Consider the following 21,950-nt stretch of genomic DNA (forward strand, 5'->3'; position numbering starts at 1 on the left):
GTTAACCATGTCGGCGCAGCCTTCCTGCTCCAGGGCCTATCCATCGTGACTGTCGACATCGGCTCCGGTTCGCCGGACCGCGACCAGAACATGCGGGATGACGGCCTGCCCGATGGTCCAGCCTTGGGGATGGACATGGTCGCTCACGTCGTACTCGAACGGGCCAGCTTCCCGCCCCGTCGCCCCGCGCGGTCGCTCGCCCAGGGCCGGGGCCTCGCCGCGCGGGTCCCCGCCATTCGCCAACGCGTCGGCGCGGCGATGCTGCTCGGGCTGCGCTTCGTCCAGGCGCGGCTGATCTCCGTCTGGGGATTGCTCGTTGCCGCCTACTTCTGCCCGCCATCGATTTTTGCTGCCTTCGCGGTCTTCAGCGCAGCCGCCTCCTTCGTCTCGATCCCGGCGCTGATGCGGCTCGAGGCGGTCTTTTTCCGCAGCAATGCGCGCTATGAACTCGCCCTCGCCTTCAGGCTCGCATCGGCGAGCGGCGCCGTCTTCCTGGGCCTGGCGGCAGTCGCCCTGCTCCTGATCGTCCAGCTGGGCTGGCTGCCGCCCGCCATCGGGCTGATCTTCTTCCTGTCGCTGGCGGCCCGCATCGTGCTGCGCCTGCTCTGGGCGGAGGCGACGGCCGAGGGCGACTTCCGGGCGATCGGCAACAGCAATCTGGTCCAGGCCATCGTCCAGCCGCTGCTGATGCTGGTGCTGATCGGCGTGTTCGGGCCCAAGGCGCTGGCGCTGTTCCTCGCCGACGCGCTGGGACATTGCGCGGCAGCGCTCTACATCCTCGCCCGCCGCAGCGGGAGCATCCTGACGCTGGCGCATCCCCGCCTCTGGTCGCTGCGCGGACTGGCCTGGGGCCTCGCGCGCTGGAGCGACGCGCCGCGCATCCTCCTGCCCTCGGCGCTGCTCTCCTTCGGTTTCACCACGGCCCCGCTCCTGGCCCTCCCCTATGCCGAGAATCCGCTGCTCGCCGCGCAAGTGGCGCTGGCGATGCGCCTGCTCGACATGCCGACGCAAATGTACGGAACCGTCTCCGGCCCGCTGGTGATGAACGGGCTGCGCGCCCAGTCGGGGCCGGGGCGCCGGTCCTGGATCCGCTGGGCCATGCTCGGCCTCGCTGCGGCGGCCATCGGCGTCTTCCTGCCCATCGCCATCGGCGCGCACCAGTTCGACAGCATCTTCGATGGCAGCAAATGGTCCGGCCTGGGCGAGGTGATTGCCGTGATGACGCTGTTCTATGCCGGCATCGCGCTGTTCAACCCGCTGCACGACATCGCCGCGAGTTCGCGGACCACGGCCTGGCAACTGGCGTCCCACGCGATCGCGCTGGTCGCGATCGTCGCGACGATCCTCTGGTTCGGAAACCTCTCGCGCGAATTGCTCTATGCGGTGGGCTTCATTTCGGTCGGCCGCGCCCTCGCCCACGTCCTGCTCGTCTGGCTCGGCGGCGAGGAGCGGGAGACCATCCCGGACAGCGCGTCCGGCGCGCGTCCAGCGGCGGGCTGAGCCCTATTCGCGTCGGATCAGCCGGTCCGCCAGCAGGGACGACAGCAGCCCGGGCTTGAAGCTGCTCTCCAGCCGCGCCGGGTCGTAGACGTCGCGGACCCAGTCCAGGAAGGGGAGGCCCTTCGCCTCGCCCTCGACACGATAGGCGTCGAAGAAGGCGTCGAGGATGCCCGTCTTGGCGAAACGGAAATGACCATAGCGCAGCGACAGCTGCCGCGTCGCCTCGTCGAGCGGACGCCCTTCATGGATCAGGAGATAGAGCGCCGAGAAGAAGCCGGCCCGGTCCGCGCCCGACTTGCAGTGGACGAGCGCCGGTTCCTGCAGCGAGGCGAAGAACTCGCCCGCACCGAGGATGGTCTCGCGATCGGGCGCGCCACGCGAGCGCAGCACGAAATCGACCAGCGCGATGCCGTGGCGCTCGCAGGCCTCCCGTTGCAGCGGCCAGGAGCCGTGCTCACGCCCGCCGCGCAGATTGACGATGGTCTTCACGCCCTGGCTCGCAAACCAGGCGATCTGCCCCGGCGCGGGCTGCGCCGCCCGCCACAGCTTCGGCGTGACGCGATGCGCGTTGAGATAGGCGAGGCGGAAGATGCCGTGGTCGACCAGCAGCATGTTGGCCCAGGCGCGCAGGCGCTGGCCGCGGCTCTCGATCGGGCGGTCCCAGCGGGCGATCCGCGCCATGCGCCTGGCATAGCGCTCCTCGTCCGGGCGCAGGCGGCTCAGCATGGGCGCGCCCTGCGCGGCGAGCGGCGGCTCGAATGGCGTGTCATGTCGCGCCCGATAGCAGCGGAGGGCCCCCTGCGCAAATCGCCGCGGCCGTGGCTAGGGCCAAGGTCGGGCTTGGCGTTTGCCGCGCGAACCCTCATAAGACCCGCGTTTCCCATCCTGACAGGTTTCCACTCCATGCGCCTCGACGCCATCTCCATCGGCAAGAACCCTCCTGACGAAGTCAATGTGGTCATCGAGGTGGCCATCGGCGGCGAGCCGATCAAGTACGAGATGGACAAGGAGGCCGGCACGCTCTTCGTCGACCGGTTCCTCTACACCCCGATGCGTTATCCCGGGAATTACGGCTTCATTCCGCACACGCTGTCGGAGGATGGCGATCCCTGCGACGTGCTCGTCGCCAACACCCGCCCGCTGATTCCGGGCTCCTACATCGCGGTGCGCCCGATCGGCGTGATGATGATGGAGGACGAGGGCGGCGGCGACGAGAAGATCATCGCCGTGCCGGTCCCCAAGCTGACCAAGCGCTACGAGAACGTCCACAACTACACCGACCTGCCGAAGATCACGCTCGACCAGATCCAGCACTTCTTCGAGCACTACAAGGATCTCGAGCCCGGCAAATGGGTCAAGCTGACCGGCTGGGGCGACGCCACCAAGGCCAAGCAGCTCATCGTCGAGGCGATGGAGCGCGCCAAGGCGGCGAAGGCCGGCTGAGGCAGGAACCTCTCAGCCTCCTGGGAGAGGCCGCCTGCCTTGGCAGACGGATCAGGGAAAGGGCCGCGCCAGCGGCCCTTTCTCGTTGGGCAGCACGTCAGCCCTCATGCGAGGGAGCGGCTGCGTCAGTCCCCGATCGCCTCGCTCAGCGCGACCACCCGCTTCGCCATCTCGGCATGCAGCAGCTCGACCATGCGCCCGCCGAGCTGGATCGCGCCCTTGCCCTGGTTTTCCGGCAGCGCGAAGGCCGCGATGATCGCCTTCGCCTGGGCGAGTTCGGCTTCATCGGGGGCGAAGACGGCGTTGGCGGTGCCGACCTGCGCCGGGTGGATCAGCGTCTTGCCGTCGAAGCCGAGATCGCGCCCCTGCTCGCATTCGCCCCGGAACCCGTCCTCGTTCTTGAGGTCGTTGTAGACGCCGTCGAGAACGTCGAGCCCATGCGCCCGGGCGGCGAGGATCGCGCTGGTCAGCCAGGGCAGCATCGGCGCCCGGCCGGGCACGAAGCGGGCCCGCGTCTCCTTGGCGAGGTCGTTGGTTCCCAGCACGAAGCAGGCGAGGCGACTGCCGGGATCACGTGCCGCCCGCGCGATGGTCTCGGCTTGGAGGATGGCGAGCGGCGTCTCGATCATCGCCCAGACCCGAAGGCCCGGCTGTGCCTTCAGCCCGTCCAGCGTCGCGTCGATCTGCTGCAGCGTCTCCGCCGTCGAGACCTTCGGGATCAGGATCGCATCGGGATCGGCCGCGACGGCCGCCGCGAGATCATCGCCGAACCAGGGCGTGTCGACACCGTTGGTGCGGATCACGAGCTCGCGCCGGCCATAGCCGCCGGCCTTGACCGCCGCGCAGACCTGATCCCGGGCCGCCGCCTTCGCCTCGGGCGCGACCGCGTCCTCGAGGTCCAGGATCAGGGCGTCGGCGGCGATCTCGCGGGCCTTCTCGAGGGCGCGGGCGTTCGAGCCCGGCATATAGAGCACGCTGCGGCGGGGGCGGATCGTCGTCATGGCTGTCTCCCGGCTCCGGAGGTCCAGCCTCCGGCCAATCGTCGCTGCACCGCACACTAGACGCGAAGCGCCGGCAACGTCAGTTCTGCGAAGGTCGCATGAGGAAGGCTGGACGATGGGCTGGATCGCGGGTGTCGACGGCTGCAAGGCCGGCTGGGTGGCGGCCTGCCTCGACCTCGCCGCCGGGACGGCGCCGACGCTGCGGGTCGTGGCCCGTTTCGGCGACCTCCTGGCGACGCCGCCCGCCCTGATCGCGGTCGACATGCCGATCGGCCTGCCCGACCGGATCGAGGGCTCCGGCCGTGGCCCCGAGCAGCTGGTGCGCCCCTGGCTCGGCCAGCGCCAGTCCTCCGTCTTCTCGATCCCGTCGCGGGCGGCCGTCGAATCCGACGATTACGGCGAGGCCTGCAGGCAGGCGCTCGCCACCTCGCAGCCGCCCCGCAAGGTGTCGAAGCAGGGCTTCCACCTGTTTCCGCGGATCCGCGAAATCGACGCGCTTCTGCGGGCCGAGACGGGGCTGCGCGAGCGCCTCCGCGAGGTCCACCCTGAACTCGCCTTCGCCACCATGCGCGGCAGCCCCCTCGCCCATCCCAAGAAGATCAAGGGTCGCATCAACGAGGCCGGCATGGCCGAGCGGCGCGCCCTCCTGATCGCGCAGGGTCTCCCGCGGGAGACCGTCCATGCCCGCCCGCCGAGAGGCGCGGGCGCCGACGACGCCCTCGATGCGCTCGCAGCCCTGATCGTCGCCACGCACATCGCCGCCGGGCGCGGACGCCCCTTCCCCGAGCCGCCGGGACGCGATAGCCACGGCATACCCGTCGCGATCTGGACCTATTGGCCCGATCGCCCGCCGCTACAGGATACCACAATGACCGAGAACCCCGTCCCGCGCCCGATGATCGAGTCGGCCGCGCAGCGCATTGTCGGCCACGCCCGCGTCACCCCCGTGATGCGGCTGGGCACGGGGGCCTTCGGCTCGGAAGCCGACATCTCGCTGAAGCTCGAATGCCTGCAGCATGCCGGCTCGTTCAAGACGCGCGGCGCCTTCAACAATCTGCTCTCGCTGGACCTGCCCGCCGCCGGCGTGGCTGCGGCCTCGGGCGGCAACCATGGCGCGGCGGTCGCCTATGCGGCCCGCGCCCGCGGCGTCAAGGCGACGATCTTCGTCCCCGAGATCTCTCCTCCCCCGAAGATCGAGGCGATCCGTCGCTTCGGCGCCGAGGTCGTGATCGGCGGCGCGCAGTATGACGACGCGCAAGCCGCCTGCGACCGCTTCGTGGCCGAGACCGGCGCCCTCAAGATCCACCCCTTCGCGGCCAAGGAGACCATCGCCGGACAGGGGACGCTCGGCCGCGAATGGCAGGAGCAGGAGCCCGATCTCGACACCGTCCTCGTCGCTGTCGGCGGCGGCGGGCTGATCTCAGGCATCGCCGCCTGGTTCGCAGGCTCGAAGGTCAAGGTCGTCGGCGTCGAGCCGGCCGGTTCGCGCGCGCTCCAGGCCGCACTCGAGGCGGGCGGGCCGGTGCAGGTCGATGTCGCCTCGATCGCCGCCGACTCGCTCGGCGCCCGCAATGTCGGCCCGCTCGTCCACGCCGTCTGCAAGGACACGGTGGACCATGTCGTGCTCGTGCCTGACAGCGCCATCGCCGAGGCGCAGGTGACGCTCTGGCGCGATCTGCGCCTGGCGGTCGAGCCCGGCGGCGCGGCCGCGTTGGGTGCGTTGCTCTGCGGGGCCTACCGGCCGACACCGGGCGAGCGGCTCGGTGTCCTCGTCTGCGGCGCGAATGTCGATCTTGGCAAGCTCGCCGCGCTGGTGGGTTGAGACGAGAAGGCGGCAGAGGGGTTGCGCGGGAGCGCTGACCAAGGGTTAGACTGCGCTGATGATCAAACGTCCCGTCGACGACACACTCAGGGTGATCAAGGCGATCCTCGCGCCGCTGGAGCAGCGCCGGATCGTCGATATCGGCTGCGGACGCGGCGCTCTGCTCGCGGGGCTCGCCGAGGCGGGGGCCCGCGTCGCAGGCATCGATCCGGATGCCGAAGCCCTCGCCGAGGCGCGCCGTACGGCACCGTCCGCGATCCTGCGCCAGGCCAACGCGGAACGCCTGCCCTTCACCGACGGGGCCGTCAATGCCGCGCTCTTCGTCGATAGCCTGCACCATATCCCGGTAGCGGGCATGGCGACCGCGCTGGCAGAGGCCGCGCGGATCGTCGAGCCGGGCAGCGACATCATCGTGGTCGAACCGCTGCCGGAAGGCACGTTCTTCAATTCGATGCGCCCGATCGAGGACAAGACGCAGATCCGGGCCGAGGCGCAGGACGCCATCGCGGCGGCGATCAAGGAAGGACGGCTTCTTCTGGTCGCGACGAGCGAATACGACCGCATCGAAGCCTACACCACCGTCGCCGACTTCATCGACCACATCGTCGCCCTCGACCCGTCGCTGCGCGATAAGGCCCTCGAAGAGCGGGAGCGGGTGATGAAGCGCTTCTTCACGCTGGCTGAATATGTGAAGGGCGGCTACCGGCTGCGCCAGCCGATGCGCCTGCACCATCTCAAGCGTCCCGCCGCGGGCCCCTGATCGACCGGTGCATTTTTTGCACCGTCGCGGCAAGAACTCAGCACAAGACGGCAACGGTCGCTTCCGCCTAGCGTGACGTCACCTGGCGGCGCGCCATGCCGGTCGTGATCGACCGCGGCCGCATCGCCGCCCGGGCAGCCTGCGTCAACCCCCGAAGGAGTCGCCATGCGCCGCCAGTTTCTCAAAGCCTCGCTCGCAGCCGCCTTCGGCGCGCTGGTCGGTCTCGCCTCGCCGGCCCTCGCGCAGGCGCCAACCAAGATCCGCTTCACGCTCGACTGGAAGTATCAGGGCGTCCACTCCTGGTACTTCTACGCCAAGGAGAAGGGCTATTTCGCCGCCGAGGGGCTCGACGTCACGATCGACCAGGGCGACGGCTCGGCCGCGACCGTGACCCGCATCATGGGCGGCGCCTATGACGCCGGCTTCGGCGACATGAACGCGATCATCCAGCAGGCCGTGAACAAGCCCGGCGAACAGCCGGTGATGGTCTACATGATCTACAACAAGGCGCCCTTCGCGATCATCCACAAGGCGGATGGGCCGATCAAGACGCTGAAGGACCTCGAAGGCCGCAAGCTGACCTCGCCGGCGGGTTCCGCGACGCACCGCCTGTTCCCGATCTTCGCCAAGCTCAACGGCATCGACGCCAGCAAGGTCGAGGTCGTCAACATCACCCCCTCCGTCCAGGAGATGATGATGGTCCAGGGCCAGGTCGATGGCGGCTTCGTCTTCACCGTCACCTCCTACATGAACCTGATCGGGATGAAGCTGAATCCCGACAAGGACTACAAGTTCATCATGTATTCCGACCACGGCATCGAATCCTATTCGAACGGCGTGATGGTCTCGCAGAAGCTGATCAAGGAGAATCCGAAGGCCGTCGCCGGGCTGGTTCGGGCGATCAACAAGGCGATGCTCGAACTCGCCGTCAACCCGGCCGAGGGCGGCAAGGTGATGAACCGCGTCGAGCCCACGGTGAACGCCGAGATCGAGGCCAAGCGCATCGAGTTCACCTACAAGGCCCATATGCTGACGCCCGAAACCGAAAAGCTCGGCGCCGGCGACGTCTCCGACGAGCGCATGACCAAAGCGATCGCCCAGATCCGCGAGGCCTTCGATCTGAAGAGCACACCGAAGGTCGAGGAGGTCTTCAACCGCTCCTTCCTGCCGCCGCAGGCCGAGCGCAAGATGCCGGCGCCCAAGAGCTGAGTGCGCGCCAGCCGAGCGATGATCGATGCCGGGCCGGGCGTGCCGCGAGGACGCCCGGCTCCTGCGCCCACCGGCAGCCCCGCGAACCGATGAGCCCGACATGATCGTGCTGAGCGAGGCCGATATCCGCGCCCTCGTCGACCCTGCGGAAGCGGTCGCGCTGGCGGCGGAGGCCTTCCGGCTCACGGCGGCGGGCCATGGCGAAGCGCTGCGCGGCGACCTGCGGGCGGACGATCCCCGGCGTGGCTGCCTGCTGCTCACCGGCAGCGCCGGGCCGCAGACGCTGACGATCAAGAGCAACGTCCATGCCTATCCGGACGGGCCCGACGCCCCACGCCACTGGGCGAGCCTGCTCACGCTGTGGGACTGGAGTCGGGCAGAGCCGCGGGCCCTGATCTCCGCCGGGCTCTTCAACGAGCACCGCACCGCAGCGGGCTTCGCCGCCGGCATCGACCGGCTCGCCGCCCCCGCCGCCGCCACCGCGACCCTCTTCGGCGCCGGCCGCAGCGCCCCGCTCACAGCGCTCTATCTCAAGATCGCGCGGCCCTCGCTGACTCGCCTGCATCTGGTCGGCCGTTCGCCGCAGCGCCTGGCGGCCCTCGCCGCGACCCTGGCCGGCGAGCCCGCTTTGGCCGATGTCGAACTGGTCACCGACGCGACGCCCGCCGAGGCGGTCGCCGCAAGCGAGATCGTCGTCACCGTCACGACCTCGGAGGAGCCCGTCTTCCCGGGCAAGGCTGTTCGGCCGGGCGCCTGCATCGTGCTCGGCGGCGCCAACCACCCGGGCGCCCGCGAGGCCGACGACGATTTGATCCGCCGGGCCGACATCTATCTCGACGCTCGCAAGGACGCCTTCGCCAAGGCGGGCGATCTCGTCCGGGCGCAGGCCTCGGGCGCGCTCGACCCCGCCCGCATCCGCGGCGAGATCGGCGCGCTGCCGGAGCGCGCGCTGCCGTTCAGCCCCGGCGCCGACGTCATGGTCTTCAAGTCGATGGGCCTGCCGCTGCAGGACGTGCTGCTGGCAGACGCCCTGGTGACGAAGGCGCTGGCCCGCGGCCTGGGCACGCCGGTCGACCTGCAGGGGGCGCCATGACCGAAGCGACGCTCCTGATCCGCGGTGCGCGCATCCTGGCCGGTGCGGCCGCGCAGGACACGCCCCTGGGCGACATCCTGATCCGCGGCAACACCATCGTCGCCGTCGGCGAAGTGCCGCCGCAGCCGCCGGGCAGCATCACGCGCGAGATAGACGGCAGCGGCCTGCTCGCAGCGCCCGGCCTGATCAACGCCCACATGCATTCGCAGTCGGGCACGATGTCGGGCTTCGCCGACGGGCTCAGCCACCCCGCCTTCATGTGGCTGACGCAGGCCCACACCTCGCGCCGCACGCCCGACGAGATCCGCCTCGCCGTGCTGCTCTGTGCCGCCCAGATGCTGACGACCGGCACGACCGCGCTGATCGACCATTTCCCCGGACAGCGCTTCAGCACGGCGGACATGGACGCCGTGCTCGCAGCCTGGGAGGAGACCGGCCTGCGCACGACACTGGCCATGCGCTTCTTCGACGGGGTCTTCTCCGACATCATCCCCGCCGGCATCGAGGTGCCGGCCTCGGTCACGGCCCTCGTCAGCGGCTCCGGACTGCTGGCGCCGCATCCGCTCGCCGAGCTGCGCGAGCAGATGCCTGATCTCATCACCCGCTGGCACGGCCGCTCGGGCCGCATCGGGCTCTGCCCCGCCCCCTCCAACCCGGACCGCTGCAGCGACGAGGCGCTGCTCTTCTGCGCCGAGTTGGCGCAGCGCCACGACCTGCCCATCCACACGCATCTGCTGGAGACGAAGGCCCAGGCGCGGATCGCGCGGGAGCGCTATGGCGAGAGCACGCTCGCCCATCTCGAGCGCCTCGGCATCCTCTCCGACCGCTGGTCCTGCGCCCATGCGATCTGGCTCGACGAAGCCGACATCGCCCTGATGGCGCAGCGCCAGGCCATCGCCGTCCACAATCCCGAGAGCAATGCCCGGATCGGCACGGGGCGGATGCGGACACCGGAGATGCTGGCGGCGGGCGTGTCGATCGCGCTCGGCACCGACGGCTCCGGCGCCAACGACAACCTCGTCATGCAGGAGGCGATGCGCGCCGCCGCGCTGCTGCATCGGTCCGACCTGCCCGACCGCCGCCAATGGGTCACCTCCCGCGACGCCCTGCGCATGGCGACGGTGGAGGGGGCCCGCGCGCTGCGCCTATCTGGCCGGCTCGGCGAGATCGCGCCCGGGCAACTCGCCGACATCGTGCTCTACCGTCTCGACGCGCCCTGGTGGCGCCCGCTCAACGACGCCGCCTCGCAGCTTGTCTTCGCCGAAACCGGGGCGGCGGTGACGACCGCGATCGTCGACGGACGCGTCGTGCTCGACCAGGGCCGCATCACGACCTTCGACGCGCCAGCCGTCCTCGGCGAGATCGAGGCGATGGAGGCGAGCCTGAGGGCCCGCAACGCCGATCTCTTCGCGGCGGCCGACGCGATCGCCAAAGCCGTCCCATGAGCAAGGCCGACCCATGAGCGCGACCGTCGACCTCGTCATCCGCGATGCGCTGCTCGTCACCCCCGAGGCCAGCCGCCACGGCGCCGTCGCGGTCGACGATGGCCGGATCGTCGCGATCGGCCGCAGCGAGGCGATGCCCCCCGCGCGCCGGGTAATCGAGGCCGGCGGGCGCCCGCTCATCCCCGGCGCGCTCGACGTCCACACCCATGTCCGCGAGCCCGGCTTCTCGCACAAGGAGACCTGGGCGACGGCCACCGCCGCCGCAGCCGTCGGCGGCGTCACCACGATCTTCGACATGCCCAACACCAACCCGCCGACGGCAAATGCCGCCGCGGTGCGCGAGAAGATCGCCATCGCCGCCCGCCAAGCCCATGTCGATTTCGGCGTCTACGGCTATGTCGGCGAAGCCAATCTCGGCGATCTGCAGCCGATGGCGCAGGCCGGCGCCAGCGCCTTCAAGCTCTTCCTCGGCAGCGACAACCCGCTCGTGCCCTGTCCGAACGACGGCGCCGTGCTCGATGCGCTGGCCCTGATCCGCCAGACCGGCCTGCGTTGCACCGTCCATGCCGAGAACACGCCGATCCTGAACTGGCGCGGCGCGCAGCTGAAGGCCGCCGGCCGCGACGATCTCGCCGCCCATCTCGCCCAGCATGCCGACATCGCCACCGTCGAGGCCGTGCAGCGGATCGCGCTGTTTGCGGAATGGACGGGCTGCAAGATCCATATCGCCCATGAGAACTGCGGGCACGCCTTGCCGGTGATCGCGGCGGCCAAGCGGCGTGGCGTCGCCATCACCGCCGAGACCTGCCCGCATTACCTGCTCTTGAGCATGGACGATGCGGAGCGTGCCGGCGGCAATGCGCTGCGGGTCAAGCCACCCGTGCGCGAGGCCGGCCATGCCGCGGCGCTCTGGGCCGCCCTGCTCGACGGCACCATCGACATGATCTCGACCGACCATGCGCCGCACCCGGTCGAGGAAAAGCACCGCGCCTCGATCTGGGAGACCTCGCCGGGCTTCCCGGGCGTCGAGACCTCGATGCGCCTGATGCTGACGGAGGTCGCCGCCGGTCGGCTGACGCTGCAGCATTACGTCCGCCTCGCCTGCGAGGCACCGGCGCGCGCTTTCGGGCTCTGGCCCCGCAAGGGCGCGCTGATGGTGGGCGCCGATGCCGATCTCGTCCTGCTCGATCTCGACCACCGCGAGACGATCCGCGGCGCCACCTTCCAGTCCATGGGCAAGGTCACGCCCTTCGAGGGCCGCAAAACCCAGGGCCGCGCCGCGATGACCTTTCTGCGCGGAACCTGCGTGGCGCAGGACGGGCAGGTCATCGCCCCGCCCGGCACGGGACGCGCCCTGCGCACGGCCTGATCCCCGAAGCCGCACGGCCGCGGCCGTCGAGCGGCGTGCCGCATAGATCCCGGCGATGCGACCGCTTTGGCTCCCGAACATCGACGAGATGGGACATGTCAGTTTAACCCGAACGTCACCAGCGATGCCGCATAACGCCCCACAATGATGGGAGCGTTCGAATGAGTGGCCATGATGCGCTGGTCGTCCGCGGTCTGGTGAAGCGCTTCGGCGGCTTCACAGCGGTCAACGGCCTTGATCTCAGGATACGGCGCGGTGAGCTCTACGCCTTGCTGGGTCCGAACGGGGCGGGCAAGACCACCTCGCTCAGGATTGTCGCGGGGCTGCTCTCTCCCGATGCGGGCGAGATCAGCATTTGCGGGATCAACCGCCTGCGGGACCCGGTTGCGGCCAAGCGCGTGGTGGCCTGGCTCCCCGATGAACCGATGGTCTATGACAAGCTCACGCCGGTCGAGTATCTCGATTTCGTCGCCGGGCTTTGGCAGGTCGAGCCCAGGGCCGCAAAGCAGCGCCGCGACGCCCTGCTCGAGACCCTCGAGCTGACCCGCGTGGCCGATCAGCGCTGCGAGGGCTTTTCCAAGGGCATGCGCCAGAAGGTGGCTCTGGCTGGCGCTCTGATCCACGAGCCCGAGCTGCTGATCCTCGACGAGCCGCTGACGGGCCTCGATGCATCGATGGCGCGCCATGTGAAGGACCTGCTCCAGGACCGTGTCGCGACCGGCGTGACCGTGATCCTCACCACGCATATTCTCGAGGTCGCTGAACGGCTGAGTGACCGCATCGGCATCATTCGCAATGGCAGTCTGGTCTGCGAGGGCACGATGGCCGAGCTGCGCGATGGCGGCGCCTCCCAGGGCTCGACCCTGGAGGATGTTTTCCTCGATGTCGTCGCGCGCGGCGAGGCAGCCTGAGATGACGGCTCTTTTGTCCGGTGCAACCCGCGCCGTGCTGGCGCTCGAAGCCCGCCTGGCCGTCCGCGGCATTGCCGACATGGCAGGCCCGAAAACGGCCATGCGTCCCTGGCGCATCGCGGGCGTGCTGGCTGTCATCTGCACGATCATTTTCGGCGTGTCGCAGCTTCTGCTGATGACGGCCGGCGCACTGGACCCCGCCGATCCGCGCCTTCAGATCACCTTGACGATCAATCTGGCCTTCCTGTTCGTCCTGATGATCTCGGCCGCGCTCGATTCCGCCGCCTATGCGCTTTACGCGCGCGGCGACTACGACCTGATGTTCTCCGCGCCCCTGCCTCCGCAGACGGTGCTGCTGGTCAGGGCTCTCAACGTCTTTGGCTTCACGCTCGCGAAAACCGGTCTCTATGGCGCGCCGATCCTGATCCTGCTGGCGCTGCAGCGCGGACCTCATTGGCTGGCCGGCCTGCCGCTGATCCTGGCCCTCGCGCTCGGCGCGACGGCCATCGCGATCGGACTGGCCATGGGCCTGGTGCGCCTGATCGGCATCCGCAGCACGCGCGTAGCGGCGCAGGTGGCGGCGGCGCTCGCCGGCCTGCTGGTGCTCGTGATGGTGCAGTGGGACGCGATCTTCGGGCCAGGCCCCAAGGACGCCCTCGTCGCGGACTATGTCGCCAACCCGCAGTCTCTCCTTTGGCAGCTGGCGATGCTGCCGGCCCGCGCCGTGACGGGCGATCTCGTGGCCCTCCTCGCCGTGGCGGCCGGCGCGGCGCTGATGGCCGTGCTGATGTTCATCGGCCTGGCCGAGAGCTTTGTGCGCAATGCGGTCCTCGCCGCAGGATCGGCAGCGGCAGCCCCACCCCGCGCCAGGCGCAGTCGCGCCTCCTTCGGATCGTCACCCGTGGCGGTGCTGATGCTCAAGGAACGGCGCATCATCCTGCGTGATCCGTGGCTGCTGTCGCAGATCCTGATGCAGTGCATCTTTCTGATCCCGATCGCCGTCGTGACCGTCTACCGGGTCGCGAGCGGGGCAGACGATGCCTCGGCGCTCGTGCCGGTCCTGATCGTTCTGTGTGGCCAGATCGCCGGGGGCCTGACCTGGATCGCGATGTCGGCAGACGACGCCGCCGACCTGGCCCTGACCGCACCGCTGGACCCACGCTTGCGACAGCGCGCCCGTTTTGGTGCCATCGCCTGGCTTGCCGCCACCTTCGCCGCGCCGCCGTTGATCCTCCTGCTGGTGTTCGATGGCTGGGCCGGTCTGGTCAGTCTGCTCGGTGTCGCATGCGCCATCGCCTGCGGCATCTGCGTCAACCTCTGGCATCAGCCGAGACTGGCGCGAACCGGCATGATCAGACGGCGCATGAAGAGCCCCATCGCCGTGACACTCATGGAGCTTCTGGCCTTGATGATGGTCGCGGTCGGGCTCTGGCCCTTGCTGGCGGGCGACTACCTGTCCGCGATGCTGGGCGCGCTCCTGGCCGCGGCCACCATGGGCGTGCTGTATGCGGCGCGCCCACGCGCGGCAGCCTGAGCCGGGATCCATCGGGATGCCCGGACAAGGCGCGCCCGAACGATAAAGTCAGCCCGACGCACGGCGGGCGTCAAAGACCGACGCTCGCTCGTCATCTGATGGATTTGTGATCGATATGGGAAGACCGCGCCAGGCCACAGGAAGGTGGCGCTCCCATGGGTAAACGCACCGCAGTCTAGCTACATTATAGAATCCAGTAGCTTAGAGCGACTTATGGATCAAATCGGGCTCCCATTCTAACCATCGTTGTCACCATAATTCTAACCACTCAGATCACCCGCCTTCGAACCCTGCCTGACCGTCGTCCCAACCGACAGCAGGACAGGCACACTCGCCGAAGCCCGATGCGCGCTTCAAGCTGCACGGTGTCTTCGCCGCCACCGACCGCGTCGTCACCCGCTGGTCCTCGACAGGTACGCTGACCGGGCCGGGCTTCCTCGATATCGAACCAGAGAGCCAGAAGGTCGAGTTAGACGTGATCGATCTTTGGTCGGTCAAGGACGGCCAGCTCGACGAGCACTGGGACCAGTGCGATTGGCCACGCATCTTGATCCAGCTCGGAGTCAAGGGGCTGCCACAGCCCTTCGTCGACGTCGCCGCAAAACCTGTCGGCCGCTCGGATTGCCACCCGGGGTCGCGCTGCCAGGACGCGGCGCGGCCCAGCATCGTTTCGATCCGCCGACCAATCGCGCGACAGCGTCCATCGCATGACACGTTGATTCGACGATATCGAGCATGTCTGACCAGGTCGCCTCATAGCCGCCGTCGATGAAGCGGAAACGCTCCGGCATACGCGCCAGCCAGGCCGGGCCAGGGTGGGCGTTCATCGCAAGCCCGGTCTCGGAGTCAAGCCAGGTCTCGATCATCCCAAACAGCAGCAGCGCGAGATTGATGACGAGCAGGATGACCCCGGGCTCGGAGGACAGCGTCAGGAGCGAGGCCAGTACTGCAGTCGCGATCTGCTGCTGGACCAGGATCCAGCCGAAGAGCGCGGCGAGCCCGATGACGAACATGACCTGCGCGGTCTCCCAGGATACGGCGCGCTGGCGTCAGGTCCCGGATGCGACCGAGACGACGATGCGACCGGCCTGGCCGCCGCGTGAACGGGGTTGGAGCGCGAAGGGAAAGCCAATATCCTATAGAATTGTGCCCTGAGGTTCGCGTCGATGGTCGCCAAGACACCCGCGTCGCCCGCTTTTTCCCGCCTCGTCACGCTGAGAGAGCAACCGCTTGCCTATCCCAAATCGCTGGTCGAACTCGCTTATGAGCAACTGTTGTCGATGCTCGTGACGATGAAGATCGCGCCTGGCGCCCATATCGGGATCGAAGCGCTTTCGCGCGATCTGCAGATATCGCCGACGCCGATCCGCGAGGCGCTGACGCTGCTCGAAGCCCAAAAGCTCGCCTACAAGATTCCCAATGTCGGGTTCCGGGCCGCCGAGCTTTTGACCCGGCCGGAGATCGACGACCTGTTCGAAATGCGGCTTCTGATCGAGCCGCAGGCGGCGGCCTTCGCCGCGCTGCGCAGCAACCAGCAGAGTTTCGATGCGCTGACGACCTTGTCCGAGCAGATGGCTCGGATCGCCGGTGGCGACGAGACCGACTATGCGCAGTTCGCCGAAGGTGATGCGCGACTGCACCACCTCGTCGCCAGCGCCAGCGGCAACCGCTTCATCGCTCAAACGATCGAGGGGTTACACGTCCATCTGCACATCTTCCGCTTCCTGTTTCGCACCAACGCTCCCGAACGGGCGCTTCAGGAGCATGCCGCCATCGTGAGCGCCCTGCTGGCCCGCGACCCCGATGCGGCCGAGGCCGCAATGCGCACCCATCTCGAAGCGTCGCGCCAACGCATGGCGACCGCGCTGGATCATCGTGACGAAGCGTTGCCCAACCCCGCCAGCGCCCCGCCGCGCCGGATTGACACCGGTGATAGCTACGCCTAATCCTATAGGATATACAGAATGTCGCATACACTAGCTGAGCATCGAGAGACGTCAGCTCAATAAGGCCGCGAAAATGCGGATGGCGGCTCCTGCTCCGGCAGAGCGCCAATCTTGGGAGAAGTTGATCCGATGGCGCTGCCACTCGCGGGCATTCGCGTGCTCGACATCTCGCAGGTGATGGCGGGCCCCTTTTGTTGCATGCTGCTGGCGGATATGGGCGCCGACGTCATCAAGATCGAGCCGCCCGGCACCGGCGATTCGACCCGCCTGTCGATGGGGTTCAGACTGAAGGGCACCGACAGCCCGGGCTTCCTGGCGCTGAACCGCAACAAGCGCAGCATCACGCTCGACCTCAAGCAGGAAGAGGACCGCGACGTTCTCTACGGGCTGGTGCAGACGGCCGACGTCCTCGTCGAGAATGCCCGCCCCGGCGTGGCCGCGCGTCTGGGCATGGATTACGAGACGCTGCGCGCCATCAATCCACGCCTGGTCTATGCCAGCATCTCCGGCTTCGGCCAGACCGGCCCCTGGTCGCAACGCCCCGGCTTCGACCTGATGGCGCAGGCCGTCTCGGGCGTGCTCAGTTCCAACGGATTTCCCGGCATGGAGCCGGCCAAGAACTCGATTCCGGTCGCCGATCTCGGTGCCGGCCTGTTCAGCGCCTATGCGATCCTGAGCGCGATCATCGGCCGCCAGACCTCCAATGTCGGCCAGTTCATCGACGCCTCGCTGTTCGAGGCGGCGCTGGCGCTCTCGGTCTGGGAGACGACCGAACTCTGGGGCACCGGCCGCTCGCCAATCCCGATCGGATCGGCCAACCGCATGTCGGCGCCCTACCAGGCGGTCGAGGCATCGGATGGCTGGTTCGTCATCGGCGCCGCCAATCAGGGGCTGTGGCTCAAGCTGATCAAGGCGATCGGGCGCGAGGAACTGCAACTGGAAGAGCGCTTCGCGACCAACGCCAATCGCATCATCAACCGCATCGCGCTGATCGAGGTGATGGCGCCGACCTTCCGCAGCCGCACCAAGCAGGACTGGATCGACGCGCTGATCGGGGCCGGTGTGCCGACCGCGCCGATTCTCGACTATGCCGAGGCCGTGGAAAGCGAACAGGCCGTAGCGCGCGAGATGGTCAAGACCATCCCGCATCCGGTCGAGGGCGAGTTCAAGGCTCTGGGCTTCCCGGTCAAGCTCAGCGGCACGCCCCAGGAAATCCGCCTGCCGCCGCCTCTGCTGAACCAGCATGGCGACGAAATCCGCGAAGAGCTGACGCGCAAGGGGCTGATCGGGCCGGGGCGCAAGACGGCGGCGGTGGCGCGATGACAGCTCCGCGTATCGTTTACGAGACGGTCGGCGACGTCGCCCATATCCGCTTCGACAATCCCCAGGCCTTCAACGCCCTGACGAAGCAGATGTGGCTGGACATGCGCGACGCTGCGCGCGCCATTGCCGACGATCCGACCATCCGCGTCGCGGTCTTCCGCGGCAGGGGCGGCAAGGCCTTTGTCTCGGGCACCGATATCTCGGGCTTCGCCACGTTCACGAGCGGCGCCGACGGCATCGCCTATGAGCGCGAGATCGACGACTGCATGCGCGCGCTCGACGCCATTCCGGTCACGACCATCGCCGTCGTCGACGGCTGGGCTGTCGGAGGCGGGTTGAACATCGCGGCGGCTTGCGATTTCCGCATTGCCACGCCCGATGCCCGCTTCGGCTCGCCGATCGGCCGCACTTTGGGCAACTGCCTGTCTGCGCTCAGCCTCGCGCGCATCGGCGGCGCGATCGGCGTGGCGATGGCGCGGCGCATGGTGCTGCTGGGCGAGATCATCACGGCGCCGGACCTGCTCGCCGGCGGGTTCCTGCTGCGCGTGGTCGAGCGCGATGCAATAGACGCCGAGATCGAGACTCTGTGCCGTCGCGCCGCCGAGAACGCACCGCTGACCACCCGCACCACCAAGGAGACGCTTCGGCGCATGACGCTGGACTCCCTCCCGGACGTCGATGCGCTGATCGACAGGGTCTACGGCAGCGACGATTTCCGCCGCGGCGTCCAAGAGTTCCTGGCCAAGACCAAGGCGCTGCCGACCTGGACCGGGCGCTGAGCGAACGGCGCGCCGACCGAAGCCGACCTCTGACATCACCCTCCAAGCCCTCGGGCCGCGCAATCCACTGACATCTCAAATCTGGCATGCAAGATTGTCATCCCGAGACCCGCCGGGCCAAAAGGAGCCAAATCGATGACTGAAACCAGCATCGGGCGAGAGTCCTGGCATGCAACCCGCGCTCATTGCCGTAACGGGAGGGCGCCCGCATGAGCGCTACCACCGCCCTGCCCCGCATCGGGTTCATCGGCATCGGCATCATGGGCGAAGCCATGGTGCGGCGCCTGCTCGACCTCGGCTACTCCGTCACCGTCTGGAACCTCGAGCCGGAGCGGCTCGGCACCGTCGTGCCGCAGGGCGCGGTGGCAGCCGGGAGCCCGGCTGACGTCGCGGCGGCGAGCGACATCGTCATGCTCTGTGTCCTGCATATGGCCGCGGTCGAACGCTGCATCCTGGCCGAGGACGGCGTCGCGGCCGCCGGTCGTGGCCCGACAATGGTTATCGACTTCTCGACCGCCGATCCCGAGGGCACCCGCCAGGTGGCTGCCAAGCTGGCGAGCCTGACCGGCGCGGGCTGGATCGATGCTCCGGTCTCCGGAGGCCCACAGCTCGCCCGCACCGGGGGCATGACCGTGATGGCGGGCGGGTCGGAAGCCGATTTCGCGAAGGCCAAGCCGATCCTCGACCAGATGGCCGGAAACGTCACTCTGATGGGGCCGGTCGGGGCCGGCCAGACCACCAAGATCATCAACCAGGCGATCGTTGGCACAGGCTATGTCGTGATGGCCGAGGCGCTGATGCTGGCTGAGGCTGCTGGGATCGATGCCGCGCGCCTGCCGCAATGCCTGGCCGGCGGCCACGCCGATTCCAGTCTGCTGCAGCGGCTTTATCCGCAGATGCAGCAGCGCGCCTTCGAGCCCCCATCGAGCTATGCCCGGCAACTCCTCAAGGATCTCAAGGCGGTCTCCGCCTTTTCGCGCGATCTCGGGCTCGATCTCAAGGTCATCGAGGAGGGCGTGCAGCGCTACAAGGACTATGTCGCACTCGGCCACGAGATGACGGATTCGGCGGCTGTCGTGAAGCTCTACGAGCATGATGCGGCACAGCGGGCAGCGGGCAAGCCATGACCGCCGAGGCGAGGCCCACCCTTCCCCCCCGACCGCGCGCCGTCATCGACGCGCATCATCACGTCTGGGACCTCGCCAACGATCTGCCCTGGCTGAAGCATGAGCGGGTGCCTTTCCGCTACGGCGATTACTCGGCCATCTGCCGGGACTACATGCCTGTGGATTATCGCGCGGATCTCGCTGGATGGCCCGTCGTGGCCTCCGTCTATGTCGAGGCGGAATGGGCGCGTGAGAAGGCGGCAGAGGAAAGCCGGTGGGTCGCGGCGGTGTCGAAGGCGGAAGGGCTGCCCTCGGTCGTCGTCGCCTGGTGCGACCTGGCCGCGTCTGGTGCCGCGACGCTGCTCGCCTCCCATGCCGCCGTGTCGATCGTAAGGGGGATCCGGCACAAGCCCGCGGCAGCCTCCGGGCCGACCGAGGCGAAGCGTGGCGCCGCTGGCTCCATGGACGATCCGGCCTGGCGCCAGGGCTATGCCCTGCTCGAGCGACACGGCCTGTCCTTCGACCTGCAGACGCCCTGGTGGCATCTCGATGCGGCCGCCGAACTGGCGAAGGATTTCCCCGCGACGCAGATTATCATCAACCACACCGGCTTGCCCGCCGATCGCTCCCCCGAAGCGCTGGCGGCCTGGCGGCGGGCCCTGGAGCGGGCGGCGGCGCAGCCCAATATCGCGCTCAAGATCTCCGGCCTCGGCCTGCCGGGCCGACCCTGGACGGTCGCGACCAATGGCCCGGTCATCCGCGATGCGCTCGCCATCTTCGGCCTGGGCCGGACGATGTTTGCCAGCAACTTCCCGGTCGACAGTCTGGTCGGCGATTTCGATACGATCTTCTCGGGCTTTCTCGCCGCGACGGCGAGCTTGCCTGGAAGCGACCGCGACCGGCTGTTTCACGACAACGCCCGGCGCATCTACCGGCTATGAGCTGCCGGACCGACAAAGCTCACCATAAAAAACCGAGGAGGAACCGATGACCACGATCAACAAGAGGCAGACGCTCAAAAGCATGGTCGCAGCGCTGGCGCTCGCGGCGGGTTTCGCAGCCCCGGCGGCAGCCCAGGTGACGCTGCGCTACGCCCATGTCGGCTCGGAGGGCGACATCCAGTACTGGTACGCCGAGGAGTTCGCCAAGCGGGTTCAGGCGCGCACGGAAGGTCGCGTCAAGGTTCAGGTCTTCCCGAATTCGCAGCTTGGTGGCGCGCAGGAGACGGTCGACGGCGTCCGCAGCGGCGCGATCTCGCTCGCCCACCACGAATTCGCTTCGCTGTCGCGGCTGATGCCGGAAATGGCAGCCTTCGCCGCGCCCTTCATCTATCGCGACGGCACGCATGCGATGATGGCCACCGACCCGGCGAATTCCGAGATCATGAAGGAGATGTCGGAGAAGCTGGTCAAGCAGGCCAATATCCGCATCGTCGGCCGGCTCTATCGCGGGGCACGCCAGATGACGGCGAAGATGGCGGTCTATTCGCCCGCCGATCTCAAGGACAAGCGATTCCGGGGCGTCCCGCTGCAGCTCTGGACGACGATGATCAAGGGCATGGGCGCGGTGCCGACGCCGGTCGAGGTCGCCGAACTACCGACCGCCTTGATGACCGGCATGGTGATCGGCCAGGAAAATCCGCTCACCATGATCAACGCCAACAAGCTCTATGAGGTTCAGAGCCATGTGATGCTGACCGGGCACATGCAGAACGTGCTGCCGGTCTTCATCAACGAGCGCAGCTGGCAGTCGATCCCGGAGAAGGACCGCGCCGTCGTGGCCGCCGTCGCGGCCGAGGTTGGCGAGGAGACTCTCAAGCTCGGGCTCGAGGCCGAGGTCAAGCTGATCGACGAGCTCAAGAAGAAGGGCATGACCTTCATCACCGAGAAGGACGGACTCAAGGTCGACGAGTTCCGCAAATCCGTGAGCGCGCAGGTCAACACCGACTTCCCGACCTGGGCACCGATCATCGCGCGCATCAGCGCCATGAAGTGACACCGAAAGCCGGGGCGCCACGCCCCGGCTTTCGCCTTTATGCGTCGGTCTCGGTCCGGCCGAGCCCCGCTGCCCGCTCCTCCATCCCGCGAAGAGAGGCCTCTTGCAAAGCTCCGCCACAGCCCCAAACGTTCCTGTCCCGGTGACCGTCGACAGCCGGACCTATCGGATCGACCGCGCAGTCGAGCCGATGCGGTGGCTGTTCCGCTGGGGCAGCCTGGCGATGCTGATCGCCATGGTGTCGCTGCCCTTCATCCAGGTGGTGTCGCGCGAAATCTTCGCCACGCCGATCATCGGCGTCGAGGAACTGGCGCGCTTCATGCTGATCTGCGCGGTGTTCCTGGCACTGCCCTATGTCATTTCCGCCGGCGCCAATATCAGGATGGAAGAGATCGTCTCGATGCTGCCGGGCGGTGTCGTGCGTACGGCGAAGATCACCGGCGCGATTGCCGCAACCGCGACCTTCGCGGCGATCACGCTCGCCAGCTTCGTCGCCATCGGCGGCAATCTCGACAACTCGACCCCGACACTGGGGATTCCCTATTGGATCTTTCTGGGGGCGGCCTGCATCAGCTTTGCGATGAGCACCCTCGAATGCGCCATCCAGACCGCCAAGGCGATCCAGGGGCGGCCGCTGTACGTCACCTTCCCCCAGGAGCACGAGCCCGAAGACGAGCTCGATCTGCCCGACGAGATGAAGCACTGAGGGCGGAT

At 68.2% G+C, this 21,950-nt stretch carries 20 protein-coding genes and 1 pseudogene; 18 read left to right on the forward strand and 3 right to left on the reverse strand.

All coding sequences use genetic code 11. The features are described 5' to 3' along the window. The first annotated feature begins 45 nt into the window (after positions 1-45). Complete coding sequence (locus tag BSY19_RS25460) at positions 46-1,500, forward strand: hypothetical protein (protein WP_150129734.1); 1,455 nt, start codon at positions 46-48, stop codon at positions 1,498-1,500. 3 nt (positions 1,501-1,503) lie between these two features. Here BSY19_RS25460 and BSY19_RS25465 read toward each other — a convergent pair whose 3' ends face one another. Continuing rightward, positions 1,504-2,226 carry a fused DSP-PTPase phosphatase/NAD kinase-like protein gene (locus BSY19_RS25465; protein ID WP_069056610.1) on the reverse strand — a complete coding sequence of 241 codons (723 nt, stop codon included), beginning with the start codon at positions 2,224-2,226 and terminating at the stop codon, positions 1,504-1,506. Positions 2,227-2,403: 177 nt separating this feature from the next. On the opposite strand from BSY19_RS25465, the gene ppa reads away from it, so the two are divergent. Further along, positions 2,404-2,943 carry an inorganic diphosphatase gene (gene ppa / locus BSY19_RS25470; protein WP_069056611.1) on the forward strand — a complete coding sequence of 180 codons (540 nt, stop codon included), beginning with the start codon at positions 2,404-2,406 and terminating at the stop codon, positions 2,941-2,943. Positions 2,944-3,068: 125 nt separating this feature from the next. Here ppa and BSY19_RS25475 read toward each other — a convergent pair whose 3' ends face one another. Further along, entirely contained in the window at positions 3,069-3,944 is an 876-nt protein-coding gene (locus BSY19_RS25475; protein ID WP_069056612.1) for an HpcH/HpaI aldolase/citrate lyase family protein, read from the reverse strand. Positions 3,945-4,059: 115 nt separating this feature from the next. Here BSY19_RS25475 and BSY19_RS28610 point away from each other — a divergent pair, with 115 nt between their 5' ends. The 9 genes and pseudogenes from BSY19_RS28610 to BSY19_RS28665 all read left to right on the forward strand — a co-directional run. Then, positions 4,060-5,766 (forward strand): serine/threonine dehydratase, encoded by a 1,707-nt coding sequence (locus BSY19_RS28610; protein WP_335622315.1) that lies wholly within the window; start codon positions 4,060-4,062, stop codon positions 5,764-5,766. Positions 5,767-5,824: 58 nt separating this feature from the next. Beyond that, a complete protein-coding gene (locus BSY19_RS25485) occupies positions 5,825-6,526 on the forward strand; it encodes a class I SAM-dependent methyltransferase (RefSeq protein ID WP_069056613.1) in 702 nt (233 codons plus the stop codon). Between the two features lie 165 nt (positions 6,527-6,691). Next, positions 6,692-7,735 carry an ABC transporter substrate-binding protein gene (locus BSY19_RS25490; protein WP_069056614.1) on the forward strand — a complete coding sequence of 348 codons (1,044 nt, stop codon included), beginning with the start codon at positions 6,692-6,694 and terminating at the stop codon, positions 7,733-7,735. Between the two features lie 100 nt (positions 7,736-7,835). After that, a complete protein-coding gene (locus BSY19_RS25495) occupies positions 7,836-8,828 on the forward strand; it encodes an ornithine cyclodeaminase family protein (RefSeq protein WP_069056615.1) in 993 nt (330 codons plus the stop codon). Beyond that, positions 8,825-10,273 (forward strand): amidohydrolase family protein, encoded by a 1,449-nt coding sequence (locus BSY19_RS25500; RefSeq protein ID WP_069056616.1) that lies wholly within the window; start codon positions 8,825-8,827, stop codon positions 10,271-10,273. The genes BSY19_RS25495 and BSY19_RS25500 overlap by 4 nt, the downstream gene beginning before the upstream one ends. A 13-nt stretch (positions 10,274-10,286) precedes the next feature. After that, a complete protein-coding gene (locus BSY19_RS25505; protein WP_069056617.1) occupies positions 10,287-11,642 on the forward strand; it encodes a dihydroorotase in 1,356 nt (451 codons plus the stop codon). Positions 11,643-11,803: 161 nt separating this feature from the next. Beyond that, positions 11,804-12,553 (forward strand): ABC transporter ATP-binding protein, encoded by a 750-nt coding sequence (locus BSY19_RS25510; RefSeq protein WP_069056618.1) that lies wholly within the window; start codon positions 11,804-11,806, stop codon positions 12,551-12,553. 34 nt (positions 12,554-12,587) lie between these two features. Then, positions 12,588-14,087 (forward strand): hypothetical protein, encoded by a 1,500-nt coding sequence (locus BSY19_RS25515; protein WP_150129735.1) that lies wholly within the window; start codon positions 12,588-12,590, stop codon positions 14,085-14,087. A 343-nt stretch (positions 14,088-14,430) separates the two neighbouring features. Next, positions 14,431-14,631: pseudogene (locus BSY19_RS28665) on the forward strand (ester cyclase); the annotation flags it as partial. A gap of 19 nt (positions 14,632-14,650) precedes the next feature. Here the strand turns inward: BSY19_RS28665 and BSY19_RS28455 are convergent. Continuing rightward, a complete protein-coding gene (locus BSY19_RS28455; protein WP_069056620.1) occupies positions 14,651-15,100 on the reverse strand; it encodes a hypothetical protein in 450 nt (149 codons plus the stop codon). A 153-nt stretch (positions 15,101-15,253) separates the two neighbouring features. Here BSY19_RS28455 and BSY19_RS25525 point away from each other — a divergent pair, with 153 nt between their 5' ends. The 7 genes from BSY19_RS25525 (at position 15,254) to BSY19_RS25555 (ending at position 21,942) form a co-directional block, all read left to right on the forward strand. Continuing rightward, positions 15,254-16,033 (forward strand): GntR family transcriptional regulator, encoded by a 780-nt coding sequence (locus tag BSY19_RS25525; RefSeq protein ID WP_083247833.1) that lies wholly within the window; start codon positions 15,254-15,256, stop codon positions 16,031-16,033. Positions 16,034-16,162: 129 nt separating this feature from the next. Further along, positions 16,163-17,356 (forward strand): CaiB/BaiF CoA transferase family protein, encoded by a 1,194-nt coding sequence (locus BSY19_RS25530; RefSeq protein ID WP_069056621.1) that lies wholly within the window; start codon positions 16,163-16,165, stop codon positions 17,354-17,356. Beyond that, on the forward strand, positions 17,353-18,135 hold the full coding sequence (locus tag BSY19_RS25535) for an enoyl-CoA hydratase (RefSeq protein WP_069056622.1): 783 nt from the start codon (positions 17,353-17,355) through the stop codon (positions 18,133-18,135). Before BSY19_RS25530 ends, BSY19_RS25535 begins: the two co-directional genes overlap by 4 nt. 209 nt (positions 18,136-18,344) lie before the next feature. Then, on the forward strand, positions 18,345-19,262 hold the full coding sequence (locus BSY19_RS25540; RefSeq protein WP_069056623.1) for an NAD(P)-dependent oxidoreductase: 918 nt from the start codon (positions 18,345-18,347) through the stop codon (positions 19,260-19,262). Next, complete coding sequence (locus tag BSY19_RS25545; protein ID WP_069056624.1) at positions 19,259-20,182, forward strand: amidohydrolase family protein; 924 nt, start codon at positions 19,259-19,261, stop codon at positions 20,180-20,182. The genes BSY19_RS25540 and BSY19_RS25545 overlap by 4 nt, the downstream gene beginning before the upstream one ends. A 46-nt stretch (positions 20,183-20,228) precedes the next feature. Next, positions 20,229-21,236, forward strand: coding sequence for a TRAP transporter substrate-binding protein (locus BSY19_RS25550; RefSeq protein ID WP_236840451.1), 1,008 nt, complete (start codon positions 20,229-20,231; stop codon positions 21,234-21,236). A gap of 142 nt (positions 21,237-21,378) precedes the next feature. Next, entirely contained in the window at positions 21,379-21,942 is a 564-nt protein-coding gene (locus BSY19_RS25555; RefSeq protein ID WP_069056625.1) for a TRAP transporter small permease, read from the forward strand. Positions 21,943-21,950 lie beyond the last annotated feature (8 nt).

The organism is Bosea sp. RAC05 (assembly GCF_001713455.1).
GTDB lineage: Bacteria > Pseudomonadota > Alphaproteobacteria > Rhizobiales > Beijerinckiaceae > Allobosea.

Bases quoted from the DNA above. Each gene is read 5' to 3' on its own strand.
- BSY19_RS25465 (WP_069056610.1), bottom strand. From the start codon at position 2,226: ATGCTGAGCCGCCTGCGCCCGGACGAGGAGCGCTATGCCAGGCGCATG.
- ppa (WP_069056611.1), top strand. From the start codon at position 2,404: ATGCGCCTCGACGCCATCTCCATCGGCAAGAACCCTCCTGACGAAGTC.
- BSY19_RS25475 (WP_069056612.1), bottom strand. From the start codon at position 3,944: ATGACGACGATCCGCCCCCGCCGCAGCGTGCTCTATATGCCGGGCTCG.
- BSY19_RS28610 (WP_335622315.1), top strand. From the start codon at position 4,060: ATGGGCTGGATCGCGGGTGTCGACGGCTGCAAGGCCGGCTGGGTGGCG.
- BSY19_RS25485 (WP_069056613.1), top strand. From the start codon at position 5,825: ATGATCAAACGTCCCGTCGACGACACACTCAGGGTGATCAAGGCGATC.
- BSY19_RS25490 (WP_069056614.1), top strand. From the start codon at position 6,692: ATGCGCCGCCAGTTTCTCAAAGCCTCGCTCGCAGCCGCCTTCGGCGCG.
- BSY19_RS25495 (WP_069056615.1), top strand. From the start codon at position 7,836: ATGATCGTGCTGAGCGAGGCCGATATCCGCGCCCTCGTCGACCCTGCG.
- BSY19_RS25500 (WP_069056616.1), top strand. From the start codon at position 8,825: ATGACCGAAGCGACGCTCCTGATCCGCGGTGCGCGCATCCTGGCCGGT.
- BSY19_RS25505 (WP_069056617.1), top strand. From the start codon at position 10,287: ATGAGCGCGACCGTCGACCTCGTCATCCGCGATGCGCTGCTCGTCACC.
- BSY19_RS25510 (WP_069056618.1), top strand. From the start codon at position 11,804: ATGAGTGGCCATGATGCGCTGGTCGTCCGCGGTCTGGTGAAGCGCTTC.
- BSY19_RS28455 (WP_069056620.1), bottom strand. From the start codon at position 15,100: ATGTTCGTCATCGGGCTCGCCGCGCTCTTCGGCTGGATCCTGGTCCAG.
- BSY19_RS25525 (WP_083247833.1), top strand. From the start codon at position 15,254: ATGGTCGCCAAGACACCCGCGTCGCCCGCTTTTTCCCGCCTCGTCACG.
- BSY19_RS25530 (WP_069056621.1), top strand. From the start codon at position 16,163: ATGGCGCTGCCACTCGCGGGCATTCGCGTGCTCGACATCTCGCAGGTG.
- BSY19_RS25535 (WP_069056622.1), top strand. From the start codon at position 17,353: ATGACAGCTCCGCGTATCGTTTACGAGACGGTCGGCGACGTCGCCCAT.
- BSY19_RS25540 (WP_069056623.1), top strand. From the start codon at position 18,345: ATGAGCGCTACCACCGCCCTGCCCCGCATCGGGTTCATCGGCATCGGC.
- BSY19_RS25545 (WP_069056624.1), top strand. From the start codon at position 19,259: ATGACCGCCGAGGCGAGGCCCACCCTTCCCCCCCGACCGCGCGCCGTC.
- BSY19_RS25550 (WP_236840451.1), top strand. From the start codon at position 20,229: ATGACCACGATCAACAAGAGGCAGACGCTCAAAAGCATGGTCGCAGCG.